The following is a 12727-nucleotide window of genomic DNA, read 5'->3' on the forward strand; positions in this document are numbered from 1 at the left end:
ATGGAATTTCCGCTGATTGAAACCATTTGCATCGAAGGGGGCGAGATTCAGAATATCGCGTTGCATCAGCAACGTTATGAGCAATCTTTGCGACGGTTTTACGGCAAAAGTGCGGTCAAAATTTACGATCTTTTTTCGTTAATTCAAAATTCGACGGATTTTTCGCCCGCACTTTTTCAGCCGTTGGTTCGTTGCCGCGCGGCGTATCATCATTCGGCGGTGCGGCTGCAATTTTTCCCTTACCGACGCAAAGCTTACCGCGCTTTTCAGCCGGTGATTTGCGATGAGATTGATTATGCACTGAAATACAGCGATAGAACGTTGCTGAATCGGTTACTTGCACAACGCGGGCAGTGCGATGAAATCATGATTATCAAACACGGCTGGGTGACGGATTGCAGCATCGGAAATTTGGTTTTCCGCCGCCAGGGCGAATGGTTTACACCGGACACGCCTTTATTGAAAGGCACGCAGCGGCAAAAATTATTGAATGAAGGAAAAATCCGGGAAATAGCGATTTCCTTGCGGGATATGGATCGGTTCGATGAAATTCGACTGATTAACGCGATGAACGGGCTGGCGGACTGAAAACGGCGATAAGTTCGCCCACTTTTAAACGGCGTTCGGATTTTTGGCTGATACTTCGTTGCACCCGTATTTTTTTGAGTTTGGCGGTCTGGTAGATTTTACGCGTGAATTGGGTGTCGTGGTTTGAAATGACGACGGGAATGTTGCGCTCAAGCCGCGTTTGATGGGCTAAATCGGCCAGGGCTTTTTGGTGTTCGAGGGAAAAATCGTTGCCGGCATATTTCGTGAAATTACTGTCCTGCTGCAGTGGCGCATAAGGCGGATCGCAATAGATAACGGAATGTTCGTCGGCAAGACGGAACGTTTCCTGAAAATCACCGCAAATAAATACCGCACTTTGCGCTTTCTGCGCGAAATAGCGCATTTCCGTTTCGGGAAAATAATGGGTTTTGTGGGAACCGAAAGGCACGTTGAATTCGTTGTTGGCATTGTAGCGGCACAGGCCGTTAAAGCCGAAACGGTTGAGATAAACAAACAAAACGGAACGTAGAAAAGCATCGCGGCTTTGATTGAATTCCTGGCGCCGCGCATAATAATAATCCGCGGTGTTGGCGTCCGGATGAAAGAAAATCGGTTTGAGCGCCGCGATATAGCATTCCACATCCTGTTTCAGAATGTTGAACAGATTAATTAAATCGGGATTGATGTCCGCCAGAATGTAGCGTTCGTAGTGGCTGTTTAAGAACACGGAACCCGCGCCCACAAAGGGCTCGACCAAGCACGTTTTCTTTTTCGGCAACAGGCGGTTGATGTCGTCCGTCAGACGATACTTTCCGCCCGCCCATTTCAGGAATGAGCGGTTTTTAGCGGATTTTGCTTTATGAACGTGTTTGGTCATAAATATTAATCGGCTTGCGTGCAGGCGCGAATCGCCTCAAGAACCAATGTCGGATCGCTGTCCGTCGTCACATAGGCCTGACCTAAGGTTTTCAGCAGCACTAGCCGCAGTTTGCCCGCCAGTACTTTTTTGTCGCGCATCATGTGCGGCAGATAATCTTCCGGCTGCATGCCGTCCGGGCTGAAAGTCGGTAAGTTGGCGCGCGCGAACAGTTTTTCCAAACGGGCTACGTCGGTATGGGTTAAATCGCCGAGTTTTTCCGATAACGCCGCCGCCATCATGCTGCCGGCCGCCACCGCTTCGCCGTGTAGCCAATTGCCGTAACCGAGATGCGTTTCAATGGCGTGACCGAAGGTATGCCCCAGATTCAGTAGGGCGCGTTCGCCTTTTTCCGTTTCATCGTGCGCCACCACGTCCGCTTTAATTTGGCAGCAGCGGGCGATACAGTATTGTAAGTCCTGTTGATTTAACGCCACCAAATTGTCAATATGTCGTTCCAGCCATTCAAAGAACGGATAATCCAGAATGGCGCCGTATTTGATCACTTCCGCCAATCCGGCGTTCACTTCCCGCTTCGGTAAAGTATTCAGCGTGGTGGTGTCGATAATCACCGTAATCGGCTGATAAAACGCGCCGATCATGTTTTTGCCCAGTTCATGATTCACCGCCGTTTTGCCGCCGACGGAAGAATCCACCTGCGATAATAAAGTGGTCGGAATCTGGATAAATTTAATACCGCGTTGATAACTTGCGGCGGCATAACCCGCCACATCGCCGATCACGCCGCCGCCGAGAGCGATTAAAGTGGTGTCGCGACCGTGGTTTTGTTGCAACAGTGCGGTGAAAATTTGGTTTAACGAATCGAGCGTTTTATATTTTTCGCCGTCTTTCAGCAAGACGTGATCGACCTGACAACCGATTCGTTTCAGCGTGTTTGTCACGGTTTCAAGGTACAAAGGCGCAATGGTTTCATTCGTTACAATCATGACTTTGTCGCCGGATTTCAGCGGATAAACCGACGAATCCGTCAATAAATGCTCACCGATATAAATGGGATAACGACGTTCTTTGAGTTCAACATTTACACATTGCATAAGCGAATCCTTGAAAGGTTAAATGTGCGGTTTTCGGGCAATCGGGGAAAACCGTCGTTTTTTGTTGGCAATCCTTGAAGGGTTTGCTCTTTAGCCGTTCAAAAAACGTTGCTTTTTTTGACCGCACTTGGTTCCGGAAGGGTTATCCGTGGAAATTATCGATTAGTTCAATAATTTGGTTTGCCATCACTTTTGCGCTTTGTTCATCGGTCGGCAACGTGATGTCCGCCACTTCTTCATACAGCGGATTACGGATAACGGCTAAATTTTCAAGCACTTGGCGCGTGTCGTCAACACCTTGCAATAACGGGCGTTTTTTATCGCGCTGAGTACGCTCGAATTGTTTTTCCACGGTGGTTTGCAAATAAATCACAATACCGCGGGCGGATAAATGATTGCGGTTTTCCTTGGATAATACGACACCGCCGCCGGTGGACAGCACGATTCCCTGTTTTTGGGTTAATTCGTTGATAATGCGTTCCTCGCGTTTGCGGAAACCGTCTTCCCCTTCAATATCAAAAATCCAGCTGATTTCTGCGCCGGCGCGTTCTTCAATAACGTTATCGGAATCGAAGAATTCCATGCCGAGCTGTTGCGCTAACTGACGTCCTATGGTGCTTTTTCCCGCGCCCATAGGACCGACTAAAAATATATTACGTTTTTCTGCCATTGTTATTTTTCTTCAAATTAACTAAAAATTTGACCCCTGAAATGCAAAAAATCCAAGCGAAAAAAGAGGGATCACCTAAACCGGTGAATTATCGCAATAAATTGGGTGTTTTTTCAAGTTTATTCGGGCGCTTATTCTGTGTTTGTCAATAAAAGTGCGGGCAAAAATCGGCACGTTTTTTTCGGTTTCTGATGAAATTCGGTTATAAACAGGGCGTTGCGGCAGCAAAACGGCTATAAAAAATCTCCGTCGCGACGGCAATGTGCGGCGGAGATTTTTATTGCAAAACTTAATTAAAGTATTTCTTTGGCTTTTGCGACCACGTTTTCTACCGTGAAACCGAAAAGTTTGAATAATTGATCGGCTGGTGCGGATTCGCCGAAGCGATTCATGCCGACGATGCGGCCTTCAAGACCCACATATTTATACCAGAAATCGGCGATTTGCGCTTCAACGGCAACACGTTTGGTGACGGCACTCGGCAGAACGGATTCGCGATAGGCTTCATCCTGTTTGTCGAACACATTGGTGCTCGGCATGGAAACCACGCGAACCGCTTTGCCTTCCGCCGCTAAGGCTTCCGCCGCTTTCACGGCTAAATCCACTTCGGAGCCGGTGGCGATTAAAATCAGCTCCGGCGTGCCGGCGCAATCTTTTAAGATATAACCGCCGCGGGCGATGTTCGCCAGTTGTTCGGCCGTGCGTTCTTGTTGCGCCAGGTTCTGGCGGGTGAAGATTAATGCGCTCGGGCCGTCTTGGCGTTCAACCGCCGCTTTCCAGGCAACGGCGGATTCCACTTGATCCGCCGGACGCCAGGTTTCCAGATTAGGAATTAAGCGTAATGAAGCGGTTTGTTCTACCGGCTGGTGAGTCGGGCCGTCTTCGCCCAGGCCGATGGAATCGTGGGTATAAACGAATAAGGTGCGTTGTTTCATTAATGCCGCCATACGCACGGCGTTGTGGGCGTATTCATAGAACATTAGGAAGGTTGCGCCGTAAGGAATGAAGCCGCCGTGCAAAGCGATACCGTTCATAATGGCGGACATGCCGAATTCGCGTACGCCGTAGTTGATGTAATTGCCGTCTACATTTTGTTTTGCGCGAATCGGTTTTGAACCTGACCATAGGGTGAGATTCGAACTCGCCAAGTCGGCGGAACCGCCTAGGAATTCGGGTAGAATGCGGGCGTAAGCTTCAATGGCGTTTTGTGACGCTTTACGGCTGGCGATGGAAGCCGGGTTGGCTTGTAATTTTTCAATGAACGCCTGAGATTCTGTCGCCCAGTTTGCCGGTAATTCACCGTTGATACGACGCGTAAATTCAGCGGCTAATTCCGGGTAGGATTTGGCGTAAGCCGCGAATTTTTCATTCCATGCAGCTTCCGCCGCCTGCCCTGCCGCTTTTGCATCCCATGCGGCGTAAATATCCGCCGGGATTTCAAACGGTGCATAATTCCAGCCCAACGCTTTGCGGGTTAATGCGATTTCTTCTTCGCCCAGTGGTGCGCCGTGGCTGTCGTGGGAGTTGGCTTTATTCGGCGAGCCGTAACCGATAATGGTTTTGCAGATAATGAGGGACGGTTTTTCCGTTTCCGCTTGCGCCAGTTTTACCGCCGCCGCGATTTGTTCCGGATTATGGCCGTCGATATTGTCGATCACTTGCCAGCCGTAGGCTTCAAAACGACCTTTGGTGTTATCGGTGAACCAACCGTCAACATGTCCGTCAATGGAAATGTTGTTATCGTCGTAGAACGCGATTAATTTGCCTAATCCTAAGGTTCCCGCTAATGAACAGGCTTCATGGGATACGCCTTCCATTAGGCAACCGTCACCTAAGAATACGTAAGTGTGGTGGTCAACAATCTGATGATCTTCGCGGTTAAATTGCGCCGCTAGCGTTTTTTCCGCAATTGCCATACCGACGGCATTGGTGATACCTTGACCAAGCGGACCGGTGGTGGTTTCAACGCCCGGCGTATAACCGTATTCCGGGTGACCCGGTGTTTTAGAGTGAAGTTGACGGAAATTTTTTAAATCTTCGATGGAAAGATCATAGCCGGTTAAATGTAAAAGACTATAAATCAACATGGAACCGTGACCGTTGGAAAGTACGAAACGGTCGCGATCTGCCCATTTCGGATTGGTCGGGTTGTGTTTCATGAAACCACGCCATAACACTTCGGCAATATCCGCCATCCCCATTGGAGCGCCGGGGTGACCGGATTTTGCTTTTTGCACGGCGTCCATACTTAATGCGCGAATCGCATTTGCCAATTGTTTTTGATCTGCCATTTTATTCTCCTAACTTGACCAAGTTTGTATCAGCCTAAAATTAACACGTAACGTTATATAATTACCAATATTTATTTAGTGTATATTGTTTCGACGGTTGGCTTGTCATTTTCGCCAACAATCGCACGACCTGCAATGAAAACTTTCGTTTTTTCTAATGTAACCGAATCCAATGCGGTTTGTAATAGTGGTTTTGCCAAAACATTCATTTTCAGACGCTAAGGTGTCCATCCTAATTCTTGTGAGATAAGTTGTGCCGTAGGTTTGATTTTATTTAATAAAAATTCAATGCCGAGTTGTTGTAGTTTGGCTGTCGAGATAGACACGGATAAGGCGTATTTTACATGGTTTTGCGAATCGAATATCGGACAGGCGAGACATGAAATGCCGATTTCATTTTCCTCTTTGTCAACGGCAAATCCCTGTTTTTTCACTTCTTCCAGTTCTTTTTTCATTAACGGTAATTCGGTAATCGTATTACAGGTCAGCCTTTCGATTTTTGCTTCATTTTCTTGCCAGTAGCGGTCCAGACAGGCCGGTTGATCATATGCCAGATAAAGTTTTCCCATCGCGGAACAGTATAGCCGAAGATGTTGACCGATATATGCCCGGGTTCGCATGATGCCCATAGTGGGTTCCAGCTTATAGATCATGATGGCGTGGTTATTTTCCCGCATGGAAAAATTGATGGTTTCTCCCAGCTCTAAATTCAGCGCTTCTAAATAAGGCGATACCAGATTAATGATATTAACGGAGGAAAGGACTTTCTGACCGATAGAAAGGCATTTGCTGGTAAGACGATAACTACCGGTTTGCGTGGCCGGTTGAACGAATCCTTCCTGTTGCAATCCTTGCAATAGTCTATGTACGGTGCTTTTGTTTAACTCCGCGATATTGGATAGCTGTAACAGAGAACAGCCGTTGGGGAACTGACTTAAAATTTCAATTAAGCGTAAACCTCTGATAAGGCTTTGATTACCATTGTTTTTTTCCATGTCATTTTCTCTTTTGCGTATTCTGAAAAATAGCTTAAATATACATGATAAAGAAAAATGAGATCGAGATCACAAATTAGCGAATTGATTCTTAACTTTTTCTTATTTAAAGCATATAGTTCAAATATGAAATCAAGTTTCAATATGTGAAATATACCAGCGGGAGAGCAAAAATGAAAGTATCTTATGAAGAATTAAAGTCCGAGTTTAAACGCGTATTATTGTCACGGAATGTGAGAGAAGATATTGCGGAAGAATGTGCAACGGTTTTTGCCGATACCACACGGGCGGGCGCGTATTCGCACGGCGTGAACCGTTTTCCGCGTTTTATTCAGCAACTGGAAAACGGCGATATTAAACCTGAAGCTCAGCCAACCAAGGTACTTTCACTAGGCGCAATCGAACAATGGGACGCTCACCAGGCGATCGGTAATTTAACGGCGAAAAAAATGATGGATCGCGCTATGGAGCTGGCGTCTCAAAACGGTGTGGGTATTGTGGCGCTGCGTAATGCTAATCACTGGATGCGCGGCGGTTCATACGGCTGGCAGGCGGCGGAAAAAGGTTATATCGGTATTTGCTGGACGAATGCGCTTGCGGTTATGCCGCCTTGGGGCGCAAAAGAATGTCGTATCGGTACCAACCCGTTAATTGTTGCCGTGCCGACAACGCCGATCACCATGGTGGATATGTCTTGTTCTATGTATTCTTACGGCATGCTGGAAGTTCACCGGTTACAAGGTCGCCAAACTCTCGTCGATGCGGGTTTTGACGATAATAACAATCCGACTCGCGATCCGGCGACAGTAGAGAAAAACCGTCGTTTAATGCCGATGGGATTCTGGAAAGGCTCCGGTTTATCCATTGTGTTGGATATGATTGCTACGCTGCTTTCTAACGGCGAATCTACCGTTGCGGTAACTGAAGATAAAGATGACGAATATTGCGTATCGCAAGTGTTTATTGCCATCGAAGTGGATCGTTTGATTGACGGCAAGACAAAAGACGAAAAGCTTAACCGCATTATAGATTATGTAAAAACCGCCGAGCCGGTGGATCCGAATCAACCGGTACGCCTACCGGGGCACGAATTTACAACCATCCTTGCGGATAATATGGCAAACGGTATTCCGGTTGACGATACGGTCTGGGCTAAATTGAAATCGCTTTAATTCTAGCAAGAGCAGACTATATTTTTGCACCGGGTTTTTCTTTATAAAGAGGTATTCCATGATCTTCGGCCATATTTCAAACGTTAATTCCGAACCCTACCCGCAAGCCATTCGGTTCGCATTGGATTATTTAGCCAAAACGAATTTTGACGTTATGGCACCGGGACGTTATTCGTTAAAGGGCGACAAAATTTACGTTCAGGTCTTGGATTTGGAAACAACACCCAAAGCAAAAAACTTCCCGGAAATTCACCGCACTTTTATTGATGTGCAGTATCTGCATTCCGGTACGGAAATAATGGGCGTGTCAACCGACTTAGGGAATAATGAAATTGCGACGGAATATAATCCGGAGCGCGATATTTTATATTACGCCGATGCGGAAAACGAACAGGAATTACATTGCAGGCCGGGAAATTTTGCGGTGTTTTTTCCGGAAGATGTGCATCGAACCGCAATTTATAACGGTACCGAGAAGATTCGTAAAATCGTGGTTAAAATCGCCATGAGCGAAATTTAGGAGTGATCTATGAAAACCTTAGCTCAATTCGTCGGAAAAGCCATTGAAACGATTTGTGTCATTATTTTGGCCGCCATGTCTATTCTGGTTTTCTTAAACGTTGTGTTGCGTTACGGATTTAACAGCAGCATTAATATAACCGAAGAAGTTTCCCGTTATCTGTTTGTGTGGCTCACTTTTTTAGCCGCCGTCCTCGCCTTTAATGAAAATCAGCATGTCAGCGTAACCGTGTTTGTCGAAAAATTTTCACCGGCGGCAAAGAAACTGCTCTTCATTATCACCGATGTCATTATGCTGTTTTGCTGTTATCTCATTGTGGACGGTAGCTGGATTCAATTTAATTTGAACCTCAACAATCTCGCACCGATTTCCGGTTTACCTCAGGGGATTACCTATCTTGCCAGTACGGTTGCCGGCTTATTAATCGGCCTGTTAATTTTAGCTCGTATCGCAACAAATCTTGTCGCCTTAGCTAAAGGAGAAACAAAATGACAGTGGTAATTTTTCTTTCCGTTTTGTTAGGCGCAATTATTTTAGGCATTCCGGTTGCCTTTGCCTTGCTTGTCTGCGGCGTGGCATTAATGCTTCACCTGGATTTATTCGATTCTCAGATTTTAGCTCAACAAATCGTAAGCGGTGCGGACAGTTTCTCTTTAATGGCGATTCCGTTCTTTATTCTTGCCGGCGAATTAATGAATGAAGGAGGATTATCCAAACGTATTATTGATTTACCGATGAAACTTGTCGGTCATAAACGGGGCGGTTTAGGTTTTGTTGCCATTCTTGCCGCGATGATTATGGCCAGTCTTTCCGGTTCGGCGGTGGCCGATACCGCCGCTGTCGCCGCGATGCTGTTGCCGATGATGAAAACCACCGGCTATCCGCTTGACCGTTCCGCCGGTCTGATTGGTACCGCCGGTATTATCGCGCCGATTATTCCGCCGTCTATTCCGTTTATTGTTTTCGGCGTGGCAAGCGGCGTATCTATCACTAAATTATTTTTAGCCGGTATTTTCCCGGGAATTATGATGGGGATTTGTTTAGGTTTGCTTTGGTGGTGGCAGGCGAAACGTCTGGATTTAATGACGTTCTCAAAAGCCACCCGACAAGATCTTTGCGTTTCCTTTAAAAACAGCGTTTGGGCATTATTGCTGCCGGTGATTATTATCGGCGGTTTCCGTTCCGGTATTTTTACTCCGACGGAAGCCGGTGCGGTAGCGACATTTTATGCGTTAATCGTATCCTTGTTCGTTTACCGTGAATTGAAAATTAAAGATTTGTATAAAGTTATTCTGGCTGCGGCAAAAACCACCGCTGTCGTTATGTTCCTGGTTGCTGCGGCGAACGTCACCGGTTGGTTAATCACCGTTGCCGAATTACCGACCATGTTAACCGAATTGCTGGAACCGTTGCTCGGCAGCCCGACAACGCTATTACTGGTTATCATGTTAGCCGTATTTATTATTGGTATGGTCATGGATTTAACCCCGACAGTATTAATCTTAACCCCCGTGTTAATGCCGTTAATTCAGGAGGCGGGCATTGATCCCGTATATTTCGGGGTGTTATTCATTTTAAATACCTCCATCGGTTTAATTACCCCGCCTGTCGGTAACGTATTAAACGTAATTACGGGGGTTTCCAAACTTCCGTTTGATCAGGCGGCGAAAGGCATCCTTCCGTACATGATTATGATGGTTTTACTGCTCTTATTATTTATATTCGTTCCTTCGCTTATTCTCGAACCGTTAAGTTGGATGTTATAAAAAATAACCGGATATAGGCCGCCCTGTATCCACAAGGAATAATCAAGATTTACCCATAACATTAGGAGAATCCTATGAAATTTTTTAATTTAAAAACGTTAGCCGCGTTAGTTGCCGGCGTTGCCGTCATGTCCGGTTCCGCATCGGCGGAAACCGCATTACGTTTCGGCTATGAAGCGCCCCGTTCTGATACTCAACATATTGCGGCGAAAAAATTTGCGGAATTGCTTAAAGACAAAACGAAAGGCGAAATCAAATTAAAACTTTTCCCCGACAGCACGTTGGGCAATGCGCAAACCATGATTAGCGGCGTTCGCGGTGGCACGATCGATCTCGAAATGTCCGGTTCGCCGAACTTTACCGGCCTGGAACCGAAATTAAATGTGATTGATATTCCGTTTATTTTCAAAGATCGCGCTCACGCATTCAAAGTGTTGGACGGCGAAATCGGCCAAGGTTTGCTGAAAGATTTGGAAGCTCAGGGTTTAAAAGGTTTGGCGTATTGGGATGTGGGATTCCGCGCCTTTTCCAACTCTAAACATACCGTCACCAAACCGGAAGACATTAAAGGCTTAAAAGTTCGTACCAACCAAAATCCGATGTATATTGAAGCCTTTACGTTATTAGGCGGCAATCCGGTACCGATGCCGTTATCCGAACTGTACACCGCCTTAGAAACCCGCGCCGTCGATGCGCAAGAGCATCCCGTCGGTATTTTCTGGTCGTCAAAACTTTATGAAGTACAAAAATTCTTAAGTTTGACCAACCACGGCTATACGCCGTTAATCGTGGTGATGAACAAAGCGAAATTCGATGCGCTTTCGCCGGAATTACAACAAGCCCTGCTGGATTCCGCTAAAGAAGCGGGCGCTTACCAACGTCAATTAAATATCGACAATGAAAAAGAAATCATCGCCAATGTGCGGAAAGAAGGCGTGGAAGTCACCGAACAAATTGATCAAGCGCCGTTTAAAGCCGTGATTGAAGAAAAAGTGCGCAAAACGTTTATTGATAAATACGGTAACGAGTTAGTCGAAAAAATCGACGCCTTAGCTCAATAACCCGCCTGAATAAGCGGTGACGGCACGTTGCCGCTTTTCGCTTTACGAACGGATGCGTTTGCCGTGCAAGTCAGGCGATCGCAACCCTAAAAGTGCGGTAAAAAAACTTCACGTTTTTTGCCCGCACTTTGAGTGACGAAAGGATAAAATCATGAATTATTATCTCGGTATAGATTGCGGCGGCACCTTTGTCAAAGCCGCTTTATTTGACGAAGCAGGCAATTTGCGGGGCATCGCCCGCGAAAACGTGCCCGTAATTAGCGATAAAGCCGGTTATGCGGAACGGGATATGTCGCAGCTTTGGCAAATATGCGCCGAAGTGATACGCAAAACGATTGCCGAGAGTAAACTTCCGTCCGATTCAATCAAAGGAATCGGCATTTCGGCGCAGGGAAAAGGCGCGTTTTTGTTGGATCAAAACCGACAGCCTTTAGGTCGCGCGATTTTATCTTCCGACCAGCGCGCTTTAGACATTGTGAAGCAATGGCAAAAAGCGGGCGTTCCCGAAAAACTCTATCCGCTTACCCGGCAAACCTTGTGGACGGGGCATCCCGTTTCCATTCTGCGTTGGCTGAAAGAGTACGAACCCGAACGTTACGCGCGCATCGGCTCGGTGCTGATGTCCCACGATTATCTTCGTTTCTGCTTAACCGGCGAACTTTATTGCGAAGAAACCAATATTTCCGAATCCAATCTCTACAATATGGAAAAAGGGGAATACGACCCGGTTTTAGCGGATTTATTAGGTCTGGAAGGCATCATTGAAAAATTGCCGCCGGTGATTCAATCGGACCGAATTGCCGGTTATGTGACGGAACAAGCCGCGAAAGTGACCGGTTTAGCGGCGGGAACGCCGGTGGTCGGCGGTTTATTTGATGTGGTTTCCACCGCACTTTGCGCAGGATTGGAAGACGAAACCAAGCTGAATACGGTTTTCGGCACCTGGTGCGTGGTCAGCGGCATTACCGATCATATTGACCCGAATCAATCGCTGCCCTTCGTGTACGGGCGTTATGCGGAAAAAAACAAATTTATCGTACACGAAGCCAGCCCGACTTCCGCCGGGAATTTAGAATGGTTCGTCAAACAATGGAACCTGGATTATCAACGGATTAACGAGGAAATTGCCGCCTTGCCGCCGGCCGTCGGTTCCGTCTTGTTCGTGCCGTTTTTATACGGTTCTAATGCCGGATTAGGCATGCAGGCGGGCTTTTACGGTATTCAATCTCATCACCGGCGGGCGCACTTGCTGCAAGCCGTTTATGAAGGCGTACTGTTCAGTTTAATGTATCATTTGGACAGAATGCTACAGCGTTTCCCGCATGCCAATGCGCTACGGGTGACGGGCGGTGCCGCCAAATCGGCGGTTTGGATGCAAATGCTGGCGGATTTCACCGGCATGAAGCTGGAAATTCCTAAGGTGGAAGAAAGCGGCTGTCTCGGTGCGGCGGTGATCTCCATGCGGACTTCCGGCAAAACGCTTAATCTTGGTAACATTCTAAATAAAGCCATGACGGTAGTTCAACCGAATCCGGACAACTACGCCGCTTATCGGGAAAAATATCGGCGTTACGTGAAATTCACCGAAGCGTTAAAAGCGATGATTTGATTTTTGTGGGGTTTTATTGGTATTTTTAGTAAAAAACAAGTTGACTCCGCCGTTATTTTCATTATGCTTAGCGGCGGTAAAATTATGCTCGATTTTTGAGCAATATTATTTGATAAACTTAAG

Annotated in this window: 12 protein-coding genes; 7 read left to right on the plus strand and 5 right to left on the minus strand. The window is 46.8% G+C overall.

Features of this window, described 5'->3' with window-relative positions:
* Entirely contained in the window at positions 1 to 588 is a 588-nt protein-coding gene (locus P7M01_RS06225) for an aminotransferase class IV family protein (protein ID WP_317483576.1), read from the plus strand.
* Here the strand turns inward: P7M01_RS06225 and P7M01_RS06230 are convergent.
* From P7M01_RS06230 to P7M01_RS06250, 5 genes are all read right to left on the minus strand, one after another.
* Positions 560 to 1426, minus strand: coding sequence for a Dam family site-specific DNA-(adenine-N6)-methyltransferase (locus tag P7M01_RS06230; RefSeq protein WP_317477753.1), 867 nt, complete (start codon positions 1424 to 1426; stop codon positions 560 to 562). The genes P7M01_RS06225 and P7M01_RS06230 overlap by 29 nt on opposite strands.
* 5 nt (positions 1427 to 1431) lie before the next feature.
* Positions 1432 to 2520, minus strand: coding sequence for a 3-dehydroquinate synthase (aroB, locus tag P7M01_RS06235; RefSeq protein ID WP_317481398.1), 1089 nt, complete (start codon positions 2518 to 2520; stop codon positions 1432 to 1434).
* Positions 2521 to 2662: 142 nt separating this feature from the next.
* Positions 2663 to 3190 (minus strand): shikimate kinase AroK, encoded by a 528-nt coding sequence (aroK, locus tag P7M01_RS06240; RefSeq protein ID WP_202936435.1) that lies wholly within the window; start codon positions 3188 to 3190, stop codon positions 2663 to 2665.
* Positions 3191 to 3483: 293 nt separating this feature from the next.
* Positions 3484 to 5481: a transketolase gene (tkt, locus tag P7M01_RS06245; RefSeq protein ID WP_317483577.1), complete on the minus strand. Its 1998-nt coding sequence runs from the start codon at positions 5479 to 5481 to the stop codon at positions 3484 to 3486.
* A gap of 218 nt (positions 5482 to 5699) precedes the next feature.
* On the minus strand, positions 5700 to 6476 hold the full coding sequence (locus tag P7M01_RS06250) for an IclR family transcriptional regulator (protein WP_202936433.1): 777 nt from the start codon (positions 6474 to 6476) through the stop codon (positions 5700 to 5702).
* Between the two features lie 173 nt (positions 6477 to 6649).
* Here P7M01_RS06250 and yiaK point away from each other — a divergent pair, with 173 nt between their 5' ends.
* The 6 genes from yiaK (at position 6650) to P7M01_RS06280 (ending at position 12604) form a co-directional block, all read left to right on the plus strand.
* Entirely contained in the window at positions 6650 to 7648 is a 999-nt protein-coding gene (yiaK, locus tag P7M01_RS06255) for a 3-dehydro-L-gulonate 2-dehydrogenase (protein WP_317481395.1), read from the plus strand.
* A gap of 58 nt (positions 7649 to 7706) precedes the next feature.
* Complete coding sequence (locus P7M01_RS06260) at positions 7707 to 8168, plus strand: YhcH/YjgK/YiaL family protein (protein WP_317481394.1); 462 nt, start codon at positions 7707 to 7709, stop codon at positions 8166 to 8168.
* Between the two features lie 9 nt (positions 8169 to 8177).
* Complete coding sequence (locus tag P7M01_RS06265) at positions 8178 to 8660, plus strand: TRAP transporter small permease (RefSeq protein WP_317481393.1); 483 nt, start codon at positions 8178 to 8180, stop codon at positions 8658 to 8660.
* Entirely contained in the window at positions 8657 to 9934 is a 1278-nt protein-coding gene (locus tag P7M01_RS06270) for a TRAP transporter large permease subunit (RefSeq protein WP_202936429.1), read from the plus strand. The genes P7M01_RS06265 and P7M01_RS06270 overlap by 4 nt, the downstream gene beginning before the upstream one ends.
* 74 nt (positions 9935 to 10008) lie before the next feature.
* Positions 10009 to 10995 carry a TRAP transporter substrate-binding protein gene (locus P7M01_RS06275; RefSeq protein WP_317476229.1) on the plus strand — a complete coding sequence of 329 codons (987 nt, stop codon included), beginning with the start codon at positions 10009 to 10011 and terminating at the stop codon, positions 10993 to 10995.
* Between the two features lie 151 nt (positions 10996 to 11146).
* On the plus strand, positions 11147 to 12604 hold the full coding sequence (locus tag P7M01_RS06280; protein WP_317483578.1) for an FGGY-family carbohydrate kinase: 1458 nt from the start codon (positions 11147 to 11149) through the stop codon (positions 12602 to 12604).
* Positions 12605 to 12727 lie beyond the last annotated feature (123 nt).

The organism is Exercitatus varius (assembly GCF_029577735.1).
Lineage (GTDB): Bacteria > Pseudomonadota > Gammaproteobacteria > Enterobacterales > Pasteurellaceae > Exercitatus > Exercitatus varius.